Origin of the sequence: Brucella sp. IR073 (genome assembly GCF_049065735.1) — a bacterium.
Classification (GTDB): Bacteria; Pseudomonadota; Alphaproteobacteria; order Rhizobiales; family Rhizobiaceae; genus Paramesorhizobium.
The window spans coordinates 62,517-78,973 of record NZ_JBAKHD010000009.1; the positions used below are offsets into that span (position 1 = coordinate 62,517).

A 16,457-nucleotide genomic window follows, 5' to 3' on the forward strand; every position below is an offset into this window, starting at 1 on the left:
GGTTATTAAATCGTTATTTTCTAAATTCTATTGATATTTGCCCTAATACTTCCCTATATATCTTCAGAGTTATATTCAATTTTAATTAGTATATCACCAGATAAACATAACCCGGTGGACAGCCGCCGGGTTATGTACTGATAGGATCTTATCTCTCGATTTCCTTGTTCCAGCGGCTGTTCCATTCCGGCCGCTTGGCATTGATCTTGTCGTAGTCCAGCGTCACTGCTGTCTTCATATAGCCATGGAAGGCTTCGAGCTTCTTTTCCGCTTCCGGCGTGGACGCCTTGGCGTTGGGGTTCGAAGGCACGATGTTGCCGGCGGCGAGCGCCTTGGACTGGGCATCAGCTGAAAGCAGATAGGCGGCGAGCTTCTGTGAAAGCTCCGGTTCCGAATTGTTGGCGATGACGCATTCGGCCACCATCAGCAGCACCGAGCCTTCCTTCGGCTGGGCGTATTCCACCGGAATGCCCTTATCCTGCAGGGTCGAGACGGCGGTCGGCGTCAGCGGGAAGATCGCGGCGTCGCCGGTCTGGACCATCTCGGAAATCTTGGCCGAGTTCGGGATATATTCGAGGACGTTCTTACCGATGGTCTCAGGGAATTTCTCGAAGCCCGGCTCGACATTCTCGTCATTGCCGCCCTCTATGCGGTTGAACATCAGGAAGGCATGAAGCCCGAAGGAGGACGCCGCTGCGGACTGGAATACGACCTTATCCTTAAATTTCGGATCGGCCAGATCCATCCACGATGTCGGCGCCGGCCAGCCATTCTCTTCGAACATCTTCTTGTTATAGGCAAGCCCGGTCATGCCGAGGTCGATGCCTGCCGCCATGTCGTCCTTCATGCGGGCGATGGCGGGGATTTGCTCCAGCTCGGGGCTCGGCTTCAGCTTTTCGCAGAGGCCGGCGCCGATGGCGCGCGCCATGACGCCGTCGTCGAGGAACATGAGATGCATCTGCGGCTTGTCCTTGGCCGCGGTCGCCTTGGCGAGAATATCGGAGGACGTGCCGGGCACGACGACAATCTTTACGTTGTTGGCTTTCTCGAAATCCGGAAAGACGGACTGGAGATAGGTGCGCTCGAAATTGCCGCCATTCATGCCGACATAAAGCGTCTTCGTCTCGGCCTGCGCGGTTCCGGATAGAGCGAGCGCCAGCGCGGCGGCTCCCATTGCGGATATGGTTCGTTTGCTGATCATTTTGATACTCCCCTTTGTTGCGGCTCTGCTTGCCGTTTCACACCCGAGCCGTGTTTGGTGTGGTTGGATGCCCCTGCCTCTGCGGCGAAGCGGGTGATGGAAAAAACCTCGATCGGCGTCGTCGTGCTGCCATCGCGGACAAGTTCGGCCAGCACCTCGCCGACAGCAGGCGCGATCTGAAATCCCGCGCCGGAAAAGCCGAAGGCGTGGATGAGGCCCGGCGTCGTGCGGCTTGGCCCGATAACCGGGTTTTTATCGGGCATCTGTGCTTCCGTACCGCTCCATGCCCTGATGATTAAAGCCTGTTTGAGACCGGGAAAGAGATTTGCGGCGCGGCTCATCATGGTCAGCGCGCCATCGCCGCGAGGGCGGGAAAAATCCGCATCCGCAAGCGCCAGGCCGCGTTCGCCCCCGACGATACAATTGCCCCGCTCGACCTGCCGGGCATAGACCCCGCCGCCTTCCATGCCGATATTGACGGTCAAAACCGGCGCGAGCGGCTCCGTCACCACCATGGAAGGGTAGATGCGGGCAAGCGGCACCGGCTCGCCGAACAGCGCTGCGAAATGGTCGGCCCACGCGCCTGCGCTGTTGATGACGGTGCGGGCGGTGATATCAGTCCCCTCCCCCGCTTCCAGCGCAAAGCCCCCGCCATTGCGGGTAACGCCGGTTACCGGACAGTTCTCGAGCACATGCACTCCGGCCCGCCTCGCCGCGGCGGCAAAGCCTGATGAAACCAGGCGTGGATTGGCATGGCCATCGCCGGGGCAGAAGGAAGCCCCAACCACATCTTCACCCAAGAACGAGAAGCGCCGCAGCAGCTCATTATGGCCGATCAGCGTGAGATCGAGACCGTAATCCGCCACTCTTGCCGCATAGGCTTCGAGCGAAGCCATGTCTGCCTCGCTGGCGGCAAGCTTCAAGTGGCCGGAGGGCATATATTCGCCGTCGATGCCGATCCGCTCTTTCAGGCGCGGCCAGATGGCGTGGGCGCGCTGCGCCAGCGGCAATTGCTCGGGCGGACGTCCCTGACGGCGCACGCCGCCATAATTGACGCCGCTTGCCTGCGCGCCGCAATAGCGGCTGTCGATGAGCGCGACGCTCATCCCCATGAAGCGCAAGGCGAGCGCTGCCGAGGAACCGACAAGGCCGCCGCCGATCACTGCCACATCCACATCGAAACGCCGGCTCATTCCGCCGCCTCCCGCGTTTCTGGTCTGAGCCACATCGGCAGGGGCTTCACCGGCGGCTGTGAGCGCAAACGCCCGACGGCATCGATGGGTCGTCCTGTCGCTGCGGCGAGGAGTTCCGCCGCCGCCGTGCCGCAAAAGCGGCCCTGGCAGCGGCCCATGCCGATGCGGCTCACCGCCTTCAGGCGATTGATTTCACCCACGGAGAAGTCACGCGCGGATTGGCGCAGCGTACCGGCGGTTACTTCCTCACAGCGGCAGACCAGCGTTTCGTCGGCAACATCCGTCGCCCAATGGGCGGGATAGGGAAACGCCGCCTCCAGCACATCGCGGAAACGGCTGATGCGGGTGAGTTTTTTCTCCAGTTCCGCGGCCCGTACCCGAGAGTACGGCAGGCCGCGATCCTCAAGCAAAGCCAGCGCGGTGCGTGTCCCCGCGAATTCCGCCGCGTCGGCTCCAGCGATACCTGCGCCATCTCCGGCAAGGTAGACTCCAGCGACACTGCTGCGCCCGCTGATATCGCGCTCGGGCAGCATCGCGCGGTCGCGCTCATTGAAGGTAAATCTGCATCCCGCGAGATCGGCCAGCTGCGTTTCCGAGCGCAGGCCCAGCGCATAGCCGATGCCGTCACAGGCAAGGCTCTGCTCGCGTGCCCCTTGCCGCCAGCGTACACCCGTAACGCGCGTTACGCCTTCGATGGCGAGGCCGGTAATGCCGTAGTGGATGGCAACGCCGCGCAGACGCAATTCGGCGGCAAAACGCAAGCCACGCAGGATGACGGACGGCTCGAGCGCCAGTCCGCGCAACAGATGGCGCTTCGCCATCAGCGGCGTACCGTCGAGTACGGCGGCGACCTCGATGCCCGCTTTCATATATTGCCAGGCGACGAGATAAAGGAGCGGCCCCGATCCGGCGAAAACCACCCGGCTGCCGATGGCGGCGCCTTGGGCTTTCAGGGCGATCTGCGCCCCGCCGAGGGTGAATACGCCGGGCAGCGTCCAGCCCGGCACGGGAAGCACCCGGTCGCTCGCTCCTGTCGCAAGGATGAGGCCGTCATAGGCGACTTCCCGGTTTATCCCGCCGATCGCCACATGCGCCTTGTTGTTGCCGAGATTCCAGACGAGTGCCTGCGGCCGATAGTCGATATGGCCTTGCAACGCCGCGAAATCCCGGTGCAGCCGTTCGGCCTTGTGCGCTTCCGAGCCGTAGAGCGAGCGGGTGCTGCGGCCATCATCCACGAGCCGCTGGCGGTAGATCTGACCGCCGCAGGCAGGCGCTTCATCGACGACGAGGGGGCGCAGGCCGGCTGCCACGAGCGCTTCGGCGGCGCGCACGCCCGCCGGTCCCGCCCCGACGATGAGGGGTTGCGGACGGTCGTTCATGCGGCGGCTCCCGTGACAATCTCCATCCCGGCGACGAGCGGCGTTGTGCAGGCTCGTGCCCGCGAGCCGTCCGAGAAGGTCACCCAGCAATCCTGGCACGCGCCCATCTGGCAGAAACCGGCGCGGGGGCTGCCCGAGAATTCGCTGACCCGCACCGCATCCCCGGTATTGAGGATGGCGGTCAGAATCGTATCCCCTTCCCTGCCCTCGCAAGGATTTCCATTGAGCGTAAAGGGGATAGCCGGATGGTTTTTTCGGGCGATGCGGTGGAAAAGCATGTCACTTCTCCCCCACCAACACCCGGTCCAGCCCGAAGAGGCGGTCGAGCACCAGCATGGCAACGGCAGTGAGTGCGATCATCAGGGCCGAAACGGCAGCCATCATCGGGTCGATGGAATCGGTCGCATACATATACATCTTCACCGGCAGGGTGACCGTCGAGGGCGAAGTCACGAAGATCGACATGGTCAGCTCGTCGAAACTGTTGATGAAGGCGAGGAGCCAGCCGCCGGTCACGCCAGGGAGGATCATCGGCAGGGTGATGCGGCGGAAGACAGTCCAGCGCGACGCGCCGAGCGTCATCGCCGCCTGCTCTGCGCTCCGGTCCATGCCGGAAAGCGCGGCAAGCACCAGCCGCAACACATAGGGCGTCACGATGATGACATGGCACAGTACCAGCCAGGCGAAGCTTCCTGTGACGCCCATAAGGGCGAAGAAGCGCAGGAAGGCGACGCCAAGCACCAAATGCGGAATGAGCAGCGGCGAGAGGAAAAGCGCATTCAAGGCATCCCGGCCTGTAAAGCGGTAGCGGTCGATGGCGAGGCCCGCCGGGACGGCGATTAAAACCGAGATCGTCGCGGCAAGCGTCGCAAGCCGCACCGAATTGCCGAAGGCGGTGATGAAGTCAGGATAGTCCATGATTGCGCGGAACCAGCGCAGCGAAAACACGGTCGTCGGTATCGTCAGCGTATTCTCGGGCGTGAAGGCGACGAGGCAGACGACGACGAGCGGCGCGAGCACGAAGGCGATGACGAGGGCATGGAAAAGGAGCGCAAAGGGGCCGTTTTTCTGCATGGCGTTCACCCCAGAGCCTTGCGCGCCCGTGCTTCGACGGCGCGGTTATAGGCAAGCATGATCACGAGATTGGCGACGAGCACGATGATGGCGATGGTGGCGCCCATCGGCCAGTTCAGCTCCTGCATGTATTCGTCATAGACCAGCGTCGCCGCCATCTTTAGCCGCCGCCCGCCCAGAAGGCCGGGTATGGCGAAGGCGCTGGCCGAAAGACCGAACACAATGAGACTGCCGGAAAGAAGGCCCATCGAGACCTGTGGCATCACCACCCGCCGCAAGGCGGTAAAACGCGAAGCGCCGAGGCTCCAGGCGGCCGCTTCCACCTGAGGGTCGAGCTTCTGCAGGGATGTCCACACCGGGATGACCATGAAGGGCAGCATGATATGGACAAGCGCGATGACGATGGCCGTCTCGGTATAGAGCAATTTCACCGGGCCAAGGCCTGCCGCTTCGAGGGCCGTGTTGATGAGACCGGTGGAGCCGAGCAGCATGCTCCAGCCGAAGGTGCGCACGACCACCGAGACGAGCAGCGGCCCCAGGATGATCAGAAGGAAGATCGACCGCCAGGGCTTGCGCATCCGCGAGAGGATATAGGCTTCCGGCGCGCCGATGAGAGCACAGATGAGCGTGGTGATGAAAGCAAGGCGCAGCGTGCGCCAGAAGATGGCGAGGTAGTAGCCGTCCGACAACACCTGCCCGTAATGGGCGAGCGTATAGCCCGTGCCGATGCCGGTTTCATAGCTGTAGGTCAGGAACGAAAGGATCAGCGTCAGGACGAGTGGCACGATGACGAGCCCGGCAAACAGCACCGCGCCGGGCGCGACGAGCAGCCAGGGGGTGGCGGACGGACGGTTCATGAGCCTGCGCCTTTCAAGGCTTCGACGCGCAGACTTGACGGCGTCCAGTCGAGGCCGACGCGGTCGCCCTCCCCTGCCGGTTCCTCGCCGCTGTTGGGCGCCGAGACGGAGAGAAGCCCCGCCGGTGTCTCGACATTGAACAGCCAATGGCCGCCGAGGAAATAGCGGCTGGCGATGTGACCGTTAAGACGCCCCTCGCCCTTGTTGAGAAAGAGCTTCTCCGGACGGATCGATGCAGCAACCGCCGCTCCGGCAGGAATATCGGCTTCCGTCTCGCCCGCCAGCATCGCGCCCGCCACTTCCACCTTGCCGCCTGCGCCGTCCGGCCACCAGATGCCTTCGAGCCGGTTCATCCGCCCGACGAAGGAGGAGATGAAAGCCGTCGCCGGCTTTTCATAGAGGCGGTAGGGCGCGTCGACCTGCGTCATGCGCCCCGCCTCCATCACCACCACGCGGTCGCTGATGGAAAGCGCCTCCGCCTGATCGTGCGTGACCATGATGGTCGTCGTGCCGACGCTGCGCTGGATGCGGCGCAGTTCGAACTGCATCTCCTCGCGCAGCTTGGCGTCGAGATTGGAAAGGGGCTCGTCGAGCAGCAGCACTGGCGGCTCGATCACCAGCGCCCTCGCAATGGCGACGCGCTGGCGCTGTCCGCCCGAAAGCTGGCGCGGATAGCGCTCCGCCATGCCGCCGAGATGCACGAGGTCGAGGATTTCTCCGACACGCCTGTCTCGTTCGGCGCGGGGAACTTTACGCATCTCCAGGCCGAAGGCGACATTTTGCGCCACCGTCATATGCGGGAAAAGCGCGTAGCTCTGAAAGACGATGCCGAGCCCGCGGCGGTTCGGCTTCTCATGGGTGATGTCGCGGCCGTCGAGCAGGATGCGCCCGCTGGTCGGCTCGACCAGTCCCGCAATCATCTGCAGCGTCGTCGTCTTGCCGCATCCCGAGGGACCAAGCAGCGAGATGAACTCGCCCTTGCCCACGCTCAAATTGACGTCGCTGACGGCAGCCAGTTCACCGTAGGACTTGTTGATCCGCTCAAGCGCCAGAAAAGCCATGCACCCACCAACCGCACAGTTTGAAACGGTTTAAAGGAGGCGGCAGGTTTTGACCCAAGTCAAATTAAAATTCCATTCCACAGAATTTTTCTTGATTTAATTCCGTTATATGGAATTTTGCACACCTACGAGGATTTGGGGATTTCATCTCATGGACACGGAAACGACGCTGCCGCAGGGGAAAGAGACCTCCAGCCTGCGCCGCGCGCTTGGGCTGCTGCGGGTCGTCGCCAATGGCGATCCCTCGGGTACGCGGCTCAAGGATATCGCCCATGCCGCAGGATGCAGCCAATCGACGGCGCATCGCGCGCTGCAGGATCTGATGGCGGAAGGCTTTGTCGAGCAGGTCGAGGGCGGGAAGCGTTACCGCCCGTCGCTCGATTTCTTCGTGCTTGCCGCGCGGGCGGGTCAAGTAGGCGGCATCCGCGATCTGGCGAGACCTGTTCTTCTGCGCCTCGCCACGACCTTGAGCGACACGATCTTTCTGCTTGTACGCAATGGCTATGACGCCGTTTGCATCGACCGCGTGGAAGGCCCCTTCCCGATCCGCTCCTTCACCGGCGATATCGGCGGCAAGGTGCCCTTGGGTCTCGGTCAAGGCAGCCTTGCCATCCTCGCCCATCTGCCCGAGCCGGAGCGGGAAGAGGTCATCCGCTTCAACATCCCCCGTCTAATCGATCGCGGCTTTCTCGACGAAGCGGGCTTGCGCGCGGCGCTGGCTACCGCACTGGAGCAGGGCTGGGCCAATCTCAACACCGGCCTCATTCCCGGCATGGCGGGCGTCGGCGTACCAGTCATCGACGCGCAGGGCCGTCCCGTCGCTGCGCTCAGCGTCGGCACGCTCGCGGAACGGCTTGGACCCGAGCGCCTGCCCGGCGTGGTGCGGATTCTCAGAACGGAAGCAGCCAACCTCGCGGCAGGGCTCAATCCTTTCGATGTATCCCTGCGTTATCCGCTGCGCAGCTTGAGCAATATCCGCCCGTGAGGATTAGAGGCGGCGCAAGCGCCCCTCGGCGCTCCAGCTCTCGACCAATTGCTTTTCAGCGGCGAAGGGGTGCCATTCCCAGCCAATATGGTCGAAGCCGGTAAGCACGATCTCATCGCCCGGCTTCGCAAAACCGGAGAGAACATCCGCAATCGCCACCATGCCGCTCGACGGCACGACATAGGGCGCGGGCGAAAAGCGGATGAGCTCCCGGTCGAGCTGCTCATGGACGGCGGCTGGTATAACGCGGTGCGAAGCGCCCGTCGTGGCGGCAAAAGCCGCGAACGCATCCGTATAGTCGTCGCAGAAATCGTTAAGATCGGGATGGGTTTTGACCAGTTCGTCCCGCATCTTTGCGAATTTTTCGCCGGACCGCACGCTCCATATCTCCCCTGCGCGGAGTACCGCCGGATTGGTCTTCCAGCCATCGCCATGAAGCATGGCGCGCGCCGGGCGGCCTGTATTGCACACGGCGACGATATCGGTTTTGCCGCCACCGGCACCCACCGAGCGGCAATCGTTGAAGCGGATCACAATGTCAGCCGCATCGATAAAGGCAGCACCGCCGTGCGGCACGCTGCCATTACCCACGATCATGATGGTGCGGGAAGGCATGGATTATTTTCCGGATGGCGGCATCATCTGTTTCAGTTCGGCAGTGCGGGTGATCGTCCATTGCGTGACGCAATTAATGATCAGAAGCGGCTGCATCGAGCCACCCTCCGCCGGCTTGCTGTTTGCCGCGCATTGCTGGTCACGGTTGCGAATCCAGGCGCGTTGCGCCTGACGCAGCGCGTCCTGGTCTTTCGGCTGCATGGCCGCCATCACCTGCTTGTAGACCTGGTTGAGTTCGATATCAGCCGCCCAATATTGGCGGGAGGCGCACCGGTCCATGTCTGCCTGGGTAATCGCATTGCTGCAATCGATGTTTGAATCCTGCGCCAAAACGGGCAAGGCGGACAGAGCGAAAAGGGCGGCGGCAAGCGAAATTCGTATCATCGATCCAGCTTTCTTAGAATTCCGGCTAACGCGGAGCCTGCATGTTAAAATGCTGCAGCCCCCGTAAAAGAAGCGATAATCGCGGTATTTTTAGGCGCCCCGGCCCCGACTGGAGACCATGCGGACGGTCGCCGCTCCATTGCCCGGCACGACGATCATCTGCTTGACCTTGCCTTGCTTGAACGCCTTGAGAAAGCGGTCGTAATCTCTAAAGGCGACGCAACCATGCGACTCCGCCCGCCCTCCGCGCAGGAGATAGCTGTGGGTGAGGAAGCCATCGCGGCCATATTTGTTCTTCCCGTCGACCGGGAGCATCCGGATCGCCTCGACGCCATGGAAGCGACTTTCGCGCATCCTCAGATTATAGGTATGCGGCGGGGTCGGTCCCTTCATCTTCACATGCGCGTAGCGGGGATTATCCGCCATTTCTCCGATACCGGAATGCGCCTCGAGCACGCTTCCGTCAGGCATGTACACCTTCGCCGCGCTGATATCATAGACGGCGATGCCATTGCCCGCCTTGGGCCTGCTGCCGAACATGTCGCGGAACGCCTGCCCGATGCCGCCCTTCTGAGGATTATCCGGGCGCGCATAGGCCATAAGTTGCGGCTTCTGCGTCTCGCGGTCGTCCTCCCTGCCCACACGAGGGTCAGCCTGCCTTGCAATCGCCCTCGCGCGTTCCGAAGCGGGCTTGCGGCTGTCGCCATTCGACGGGCGGAATTGCGGCAACGGCACATCATCGGGGAGATCAGCGTCATCAGGAGCTTCGGCGGTTTCGGTCTCGTCCGCCTCGTTCATCGTGAGGCCGTCCTTCACCGGCGGCAGCATGGCTGCCAGGGCTGCGCGGGCCGCTCCGCTCTGAATCGGCGCGGCGTAGGCCGTCATTGTTGGCTGTGCGCTGGCAGTGCCGGCGGCACGCGGCCCGAACCGCTCTACGGCGGGCGCGGCGGCAAGAAGCATGGGATCAGCGTGTTTTACCGCGCGGACGCTTTTGTCGTCACTAACGACGGAGCTCATCATGGCAACAGCCGTTTCCGCCTCGGCGAGCAGTCTCTTCGCCAGGGCGCTTCTCGCCTCCCCGTCGAGCGGCTGGGCCCTTGAGTTGTTCACCGAGGAAAGCTGCAGCTTGGGCAGGAAATGACCCGAGCCGATGGTGACCGGATTGCTCACCGCCATCATGACGGTTACCGACCAGAGTGTGGCGCCCGCAAGAGCGGTGCCGCCGGAAGCGATCAAAAGCGGGCGCGTCAGGCGACGCAAGGACTGAGAACGAACGACTTTACGCACCAAACGCACACACAAGCCCATCCACCCCGCGAAACACTCACCGGCGAACCGCCGTTGCGGGATTTCCGAACTGCCTCCATCTTGACCGAAGTGATGAGAAAAGATGGGCAAATATGGTTAATTTTTGCTTTGCGGCGGCGGGAAATATCTAATCTCATATCGCTTGCTAGAATCACGGAGCTGAAGCGATGTGGGATGAACGGCTCTCTCCCGGTGCTTTCCCCAGCCCTCCGGCACTGATTCGGCAAATGGCTAACGGCGCTTTAATTTATATTTCTATAGAAAAACCGCCGCGCCTGTCGACAGCTTTTGGATCCTGTTTCAGTCCGTGTTCACCAAGCTCTCGCGCAGCTTCCGCACATCGGTGGCTTCGACCGGTGCGGCGGCATTGCCCCAGTTGTTGCGGACATAGGTAAGAAGCGAAGCGACCTCGTTATCATTGAGCCGCCAGGCGAAGGAAGGCATGGCGGGGCCCGTGGGCGCGGCGTTGGTAGCCGCCCCTTGCGACCCTGCGAGCACGACGCGGATGAGCGTCGTTGGATTTGCAGACTGGACAACAGCGCTACCTGCTAGGCTTGGGAAGAGATGCGTGGCCCCCTGCCCCGAATCCTGATGACAAGCACTGCATGTATCCTTGTAGATCGCCCGCCCCGCCACCACGCGGCTATCGTCCGCCGGAAGCGGCACGGGGGCGCTTCCTGTGTCCGATGGGAGATCCTTCAGATAAGTGGCAATCGCCATCACATCCGGATCGGTCATTTTGGATGTGGAATTAGCGATGACTTCCGCCATCGGACCCGATGCGATCGTGTGGCGGTTCACGCCGGTTTTCAAATATTGGACGATATCGGCGCGTGTCCAGCCGGCAAGACCCTGTCGCATGGTGTTGGTGATATCAGGCGCAAACCAGCTTTCCAGAGTCGAGCCTTTCAGGAAATTGCCGTTCTCGTCCGCACCGAGCATCGACTTCGGTGTATGGCAAGTGCCGCAATGCCCGAGCCCCTGGACCAAATAGGCGCCGCGATTCCACTGCGCCGATTTATCCGGATCGGGCTGGAATTCACCCGGCGTAAAATTGAGCGCATTCCACGCCGCCATGTTCTCCCTGATATTGAAGGGAAATGGCAGCTGGTTCGGTTCCACTGGGTTGTTCACCGGCTGAAGCGTGTTGAGAAAGGCGCGGATGGCGAGGAGATCATCGCGGCTTACCTTGGTATAGGCGGGATAGGGCATAGCCGGATAAAGGTGGCCGCGCGGCGCGATGCCTTGCTGTAGCGCTTGCACGAATTGGTCATCGGACCATGCGCCTATGCCCGTCGCCCGGTCCGGAGTGATATTCGGCGAGAGAAGCTTGCCGAACGGCGTATCGAGTGCGAGGCCCCCTGCATAAGGCTTGCCGCCCTCTGCCGTGTGGCATGAAATGCAATCGCCCAGCGTGGTGAGATAACGCCCACGGTCGATCTGCTCGAAGGATTGGCTGTCCACCGCCCCCTGCCCACGCGCTGCGCTCAAGCCCGCCGCGATGGCAAGTGAGATGACCATGAATGCGATGCTCAGAGCTCTTTTCATGCTGGCACCAGCGGGCCTTCGGATTTAAGGTATCGGGTGCGGATGGCGTCCGCGGCCTTGAACGCCAGCGCGCCGACTGTCCCGGTCGGATTATAGCCCGCATTCTGCGGAAAGGCCGACGCGCCGATGACGAAGACATTCGACACGTCCCAGCTTTGCAGATATTTGTTGACGACGCTCGTCCTGGGATCGCTGCCCATGATGGCGCCGCCGGTATTATGCGTGCTCTGGTAAGGTACGACCGAGTAAGGCTTTTCCTTGAAGTGCGGCACGATCTGGCGCGGCTGCATTAGTTTGGCAATTTCCAACGTCCTGCGCGCCACGTAATTGACCATTCGAATATCATTGTCCGGAAAGTCGAACGTCATGCGCAGCAGTGGCCGCCCAAGACGATCCTTATAGGTCGGATCAAGATCGAGATAATTGCCGCGCGTCGCATAGCTCGATCCCTGCATGGTCAGGCTCATATTCGAAAGGTAATTATCGGCGGTGGCCTTCTTCCAAACGGAGCCCCAGCGCGGCGTTCCCGGCGGGGTCGGGCGCGTCGTGATCGGGCGGCCATTGGTCATGTTGCAAAGGATTCCGGCCCCGCCGACGAAATCGAGATCGGAATGGTCGAAATTGTCGCCATTGAGGTCATCGACCACTTGGGCAAGAGCGCCGCTCGATATGAATGGATTGAAGTTCTTGTTGTCGAAGAACATTTCGACCGAAGCATCCGTCTGGTACGCATAGTTGCGCCCGACCGTTCCGGTGCCTGTCGTGGGATCGTAGGGCTTGCCTATTCCTGAGACGAGCAAGAGGTGGACATTGAACAGGATGAAGGCGCAGACCAGCACCAGATCGCCCGGCTGCTCCCATTCCTGTCCCTGCGCATCGACATAGGTTACGCCCGTAGCGCGTTTACCGGAGCGGTCGAGATTGATACGGACCACTTCGCATTCCGTCCGCGCCTCGAAATTCGGCTTTCGCATCAACACCGGCAGCACCGTCGTCTGCGGGCTCGCCTTCGAATAATTGGCGCAGCCGAAGCGCTCGCAGAAACCGCAATAGGTGCATTGGCCCATCACCACGCCCAGCGGATTGGTATAGCTGCGCGAGGCATTCGCCGCCGGCTGCGGAAAAGGGTGAAAGCCTGCGGCGCGGGCCCCTTCTGCGAAGAGCACCTGCGCGTAGCTCATGTCGAGCGGCGGCAGCGGATATTCACGCGACCGCGGTCCCTCGAAGGGATTGCCGCCTTCCAGTAGCTTCCCCTTGATATTGCCGGCCTTGCCGGAAATGCCGGCAAGATATTCGAACTTGTCGTAAAAAGGCTCCAGCTCCTCATAGGTGACGCCCCAATCCTGAATCGTCAGCTCTTGTGGGACAATTTTCGCCCCATAGCGCTCGACAAGATGGCTGCGGCAGCGGAAATCGCTAGGCAGGAAGCGCCATGTCTGGCCATTCCAATGCACACCGGCGCCACCGACGCCATTGCCCGGCAGGAAAGAGCCGAACTCCCTGATAGGCAGCGCCTCTTGGGCAACATTGTTACGGAAAGTCAGCGTGCTCTGCACCGGCCTCAGAAACAGATCCTTGCGGATGGCGAAGCGCAGCTCATCCTGCATATAGCCGACATTGAAATCAGTGGCGGTATCGCGCCACGGCCCGCGCTCGATGGCAACCACGTCGAGTCCTTCATCGGTCAGCTCATTGGCGAGGATCGAGCCGGTCCAGCCCAAGCCGATGATGACGACGTCCTTGCGCGGAAGCTTTGTCGCCATGCGCCTACCCTTTCACCGCCCAGTCGGAACGCCCCATTATGCTGACCGGAGGGAGCGGATAGCGCTCATTATGCCGGTTTACGAAGTCGCGATAATCATAGCGTGCGCCGGGAAAGCCGATCATCTTCCAGCTCGCCATATCCTTGTTGCCGCCGTAGATCGGGTCAGCGAAGAACCCCTCCATGGTGTTTTGCAGGATGAGCTCGAAAAAGGTTTTGGCGTCCGCCCCACCCAGATCGATCGTTCCCTGCTCCAGCCCCTGGAGCACCTGATCCTGCTCCGATGGCGCAAGCTCGGCAAAGGATTTGCCTGAAAAGCTGTTACGGCAATATTCGTTGAGAAGGGCGAGGCCGGCGCGATAACGCTCCGTCGGCAGAACGGGCGACTGCGGGCCTTGCTGGGGTGTTCCCTTGACGAAGGGGCCCTTCATATAATCCCGCTCCGAGCGTCCGAAAAAGCCGGCAAGCTGGCGATCGATAAACACAGCACAGCCTGCGTCCTTGCCGCCGACGCTCAAATCATCAGCGGGAATGAGACGATCAACGATGGCCTCCACCGTGACCGCTTCGTCATGGGTGAAGAAAAGCCATGGTCCCGGCTTTACCGGCGCCGGTGGGCTTGCGGCAAACGGACTCCAGGGCAAGCGCCCCGAAATGGAACGGGCGACGGCATCTGGCGTCGAGACGAAGAGAACGGTGACGGCGGTGCTCCCAAGGAACTGCCGCCGGCTTATGCTGGAATTGGAAATTTTCATCATGGCTTCCCCGACCTGAAAGGTGGCTGATGGAAGTTACTGCGCAAATGGAAAGAAATACAACAGATTATAGATAAGTTTCTGTGAAATTCATTTTAAATGATAGATAATATTCAACTATCTCAGTTATAAATAAGAACATATAGGGTTTTATAGTTGGCGTATTTCGACGGCCGTCTTTCGTAAGGGCACCATTGCGCCCCTGCCCATCCGTAAAATTCATTACAAATCTTTAATACCGCCGTTCATGATGAGTTCACATTCCGGGGACGACTATTTCCACGCGCCATCTGGCGGCGTGTTGAAAGTAAAAGGAGTCCCCCAGCCATGAAATCCCTCCCGGCATATATCATTCTCGCCACTTCAATCGTCTTCGTTTCGCCCGCCCTCGCCCAGGATAACAATGAGACCGATGCAGCCGATGCGAAGATCGAATTGTCCGACTACGCTCGCAAGCCTATGGACAAGGAGCCCATCGATCTCGCGAAGTTCTCCAGGATGGACGACCTCAAGGCATCGGACACGAATGGCGATGGTGCTCTCTCCCGCGAAGAGCTCGAAGCGCTCGCGACAAAGCGCATAGCCGCGGGCGCCACCGACCGAATGCAGCGCCGCCTCGACATGAATGGCGACGGCAAGGTGACGCTCGAAGAAATCGAGAAGCAGCGGGCGAAAGAGTTCGCGGCGCTCGACCGCAACGATGACGGCAAGCTCGACCGCAAGGAATTGCGCGCGGCCAAACGTTTCCACAAGGGCGAGCATCACGGCAAGCGTCCGGAAAAGCAAGCGCACTAACAGCCGCCTGTTGCGGGACACGGATGGTCCGGGGCGAGATTCCCGGACCATTCACCCGAACGCCCGTTCCCTCGGCAAAAATTCGGGCATAAAATTAGACCGCCGTCTATTTTGAAAATTATCTCTTTAATATCAATTGGTTGGCTGATTCTCCGCGCCGGTGGCGCGTTTCCACCCCATCTTCGGCGGCGTTAACCCTTTATTAACCTAAAACTTCTTGCGGCCCTACAAGAATCGGACATAATGACGGTACTTGAGCGAAAATCGCTCGAATGCCGTTACTTGAGGTCTCCGCGACATGAATTTCTCCGCTCCGCAGCCATCAGCGCCGTTCGACGACGTCATTCTGTCCCAAGGGCGCGAGATCTCCAAGCGCCTCAATCAACTGCGTCTGGAGACATTTCCACCCAATGCCTCGAAATCCCTGCGGGAGTTTTCGCTCGCCGAGGCGGCTTATTTCCTGGGCGTGTCGACCAGCAATCTAAAGAAGCTGCATCTGGAAGGAAAGGGCGTCGAGCCCACCGTTCATACAGGCGGCCGGCGCACCTATACGGCCGAGCAGATCATGGAGCTGCGCCACTATCTCGACCGCAATGGCCGCGCGGATGTCAAGAAATATGTCCCGCACCGCCGCAATGGCGAGAAGCTGCAGGTCGTCGCCGTCGTCAACTTCAAGGGCGGTTCGGGCAAGACCACCACAGCCGCGCACCTCGCGCAGCATCTCGCCCTCACGGGCCACCGCGTCCTAGCCATCGACCTCGATCCGCAGGCTTCGCTTTCCGCCCTGCACGGCATCCAGCCGGAACTCGACAAATATCCCTCGCTCTATGAAGCGATCCGTTATGACTCGGAGCGAAAGCCCATCGCCGAGGTGATCCGGCCCACAAACTTTCCAGGGCTCGACATCATTCCCGCGTCGCTTGAGCTGCAGGAATATGAATACGACACCCCGTTGGCCATGCAGGATCGTACCTCTACGGAAGGCAAGACCTTCTGGAACCGGATCGAGACCGCTCTGCGTGAGGTCGATGAGCGCTATGATATCGTCGTCGTCGATTGCCCGCCACAGCTTGGCTATCTGACGCTGACGGCGCTCGCCGCTGCGACGTCGGTGCTGATCACCGTGCATCCCCAGATGCTGGACCTCATGTCCATGTCACAATTCCTGCTGATGCTCGGCGATATCCTCAAAACCATCCGCCGTGCGGGCGCTCCTGTCGATCTCGACTGGTTCCGCTATCTCATCACGCGATACGAGCCGATGGACGTGCCGCAGGCGCAGATGGTCGGCTTCATGCAGTCCATGCTGGCGAAGCAGATGCTGAAAAACCCTATGCTGAAATCGACCGCGATTTCGGATGCTGGCCTCACCAAGCAGACGCTCTATGAAGTCGATAAGTCCGCGATGACCCGCTCGACCTATGAGCGCGCGATGGAATCGCTGGAGGCCGTTAATTCGGAGATTCGCGAGCTGATCCACGAGGCGTGGGGTCGAAAATAGGTAGACCGCCGTCTAAAAGCGTAATTTTTTGTGGAAAAA

The 16,457-nt window shown here is 60.8% G+C and carries 16 protein-coding genes; 3 read left to right on the forward strand and 13 right to left on the reverse strand.

All coding sequences use genetic code 11. From position 1 onward, the window contains the following. Nucleotides 1-148: 148 nt before the first annotated feature. Genes ACOWVG_RS16935 through ACOWVG_RS16965 form a run of 7 tightly spaced genes read right to left on the reverse strand, consistent with a single transcriptional unit; the run spans nt 149 to nt 6,765 of the window. Nucleotides 149-1,201, reverse strand: coding sequence for an ABC transporter substrate-binding protein (locus ACOWVG_RS16935; protein ID WP_420963505.1), 1,053 nt, complete (start codon nt 1,199-1,201; stop codon nt 149-151). Continuing rightward, complete coding sequence (locus ACOWVG_RS16940) at nt 1,198-2,394, reverse strand: NAD(P)/FAD-dependent oxidoreductase (RefSeq protein WP_420963506.1); 1,197 nt, start codon at nt 2,392-2,394, stop codon at nt 1,198-1,200. The genes ACOWVG_RS16935 and ACOWVG_RS16940 overlap by 4 nt, the downstream gene beginning before the upstream one ends. Beyond that, nucleotides 2,391-3,773 carry an FAD-dependent oxidoreductase gene (locus ACOWVG_RS16945; RefSeq protein WP_420963507.1) on the reverse strand — a complete coding sequence of 461 codons (1,383 nt, stop codon included), beginning with the start codon at nt 3,771-3,773 and terminating at the stop codon, nt 2,391-2,393. Before ACOWVG_RS16945 ends, ACOWVG_RS16940 begins: the two co-directional genes overlap by 4 nt. Further along, complete coding sequence (locus ACOWVG_RS16950) at nt 3,770-4,051, reverse strand: (2Fe-2S)-binding protein (RefSeq protein ID WP_420963508.1); 282 nt, start codon at nt 4,049-4,051, stop codon at nt 3,770-3,772. The genes ACOWVG_RS16945 and ACOWVG_RS16950 overlap by 4 nt, the downstream gene beginning before the upstream one ends. Nucleotide 4,052: 1 nt before the next feature. After that, on the reverse strand, nt 4,053-4,847 hold the full coding sequence (locus tag ACOWVG_RS16955; RefSeq protein WP_420963509.1) for an ABC transporter permease: 795 nt from the start codon (nt 4,845-4,847) through the stop codon (nt 4,053-4,055). A gap of 5 nt (nt 4,848-4,852) precedes the next feature. Beyond that, the gene (locus ACOWVG_RS16960; protein WP_420963510.1) at nt 4,853-5,704 is read right to left on the reverse strand and encodes an ABC transporter permease; all 852 of its coding nucleotides are present in this window, start codon (nt 5,702-5,704) and stop codon (nt 4,853-4,855) included. Further along, entirely contained in the window at nt 5,701-6,765 is a 1,065-nt protein-coding gene (locus tag ACOWVG_RS16965) for an ABC transporter ATP-binding protein (protein ID WP_420963511.1), read from the reverse strand. The genes ACOWVG_RS16960 and ACOWVG_RS16965 overlap by 4 nt, the downstream gene beginning before the upstream one ends. A 151-nt stretch (nt 6,766-6,916) precedes the next feature. On the opposite strand from ACOWVG_RS16965, the gene ACOWVG_RS16970 reads away from it, so the two are divergent. Further along, nucleotides 6,917-7,750: an IclR family transcriptional regulator gene (locus ACOWVG_RS16970; RefSeq protein WP_420963512.1), complete on the forward strand. Its 834-nt coding sequence runs from the start codon at nt 6,917-6,919 to the stop codon at nt 7,748-7,750. Nucleotides 7,751-7,753: 3 nt separating this feature from the next. On the opposite strand, the gene ACOWVG_RS16975 is transcribed toward ACOWVG_RS16970, so the two are convergent. The 6 genes from ACOWVG_RS16975 to ACOWVG_RS17000 form a co-directional block, all read right to left on the reverse strand. Further along, a complete protein-coding gene (locus ACOWVG_RS16975) occupies nt 7,754-8,365 on the reverse strand; it encodes a Urease operon accessory protein (protein ID WP_420963513.1) in 612 nt (203 codons plus the stop codon). A gap of 3 nt (nt 8,366-8,368) precedes the next feature. Next, nucleotides 8,369-8,749, reverse strand: a complete 381-nt coding sequence (locus ACOWVG_RS16980; protein WP_420963514.1) for a lysozyme inhibitor LprI family protein — start codon at nt 8,747-8,749, stop codon at nt 8,369-8,371. 90 nt (nt 8,750-8,839) lie between these two features. Next, on the reverse strand, nt 8,840-10,036 hold the full coding sequence (locus ACOWVG_RS16985; RefSeq protein WP_420963515.1) for a DUF2778 domain-containing protein: 1,197 nt from the start codon (nt 10,034-10,036) through the stop codon (nt 8,840-8,842). Nucleotides 10,037-10,357: 321 nt separating this feature from the next. Then, nucleotides 10,358-11,605, reverse strand: coding sequence for a cytochrome c (locus ACOWVG_RS16990; RefSeq protein WP_420963516.1), 1,248 nt, complete (start codon nt 11,603-11,605; stop codon nt 10,358-10,360). Further along, nucleotides 11,602-13,368, reverse strand: coding sequence for a GMC family oxidoreductase (locus ACOWVG_RS16995; RefSeq protein ID WP_420963517.1), 1,767 nt, complete (start codon nt 13,366-13,368; stop codon nt 11,602-11,604). The genes ACOWVG_RS16990 and ACOWVG_RS16995 overlap by 4 nt, the downstream gene beginning before the upstream one ends. A gap of 4 nt (nt 13,369-13,372) precedes the next feature. Beyond that, nucleotides 13,373-14,122, reverse strand: a complete 750-nt coding sequence (locus tag ACOWVG_RS17000) for a gluconate 2-dehydrogenase subunit 3 family protein (RefSeq protein WP_420963518.1) — start codon at nt 14,120-14,122, stop codon at nt 13,373-13,375. Nucleotides 14,123-14,449: 327 nt separating this feature from the next. Between ACOWVG_RS17000 and ACOWVG_RS17005 the strand changes: the two genes are divergently transcribed. Both ACOWVG_RS17005 and repA read left to right on the forward strand, forming a co-directional pair. Then, nucleotides 14,450-14,917, forward strand: coding sequence for an EF-hand domain-containing protein (locus tag ACOWVG_RS17005; protein ID WP_420963519.1), 468 nt, complete (start codon nt 14,450-14,452; stop codon nt 14,915-14,917). A gap of 298 nt (nt 14,918-15,215) precedes the next feature. Next, nucleotides 15,216-16,418, forward strand: a complete 1,203-nt coding sequence (gene repA, locus ACOWVG_RS17010; protein WP_420963520.1) for a plasmid partitioning protein RepA — start codon at nt 15,216-15,218, stop codon at nt 16,416-16,418. Nucleotides 16,419-16,457 lie beyond the last annotated feature (39 nt).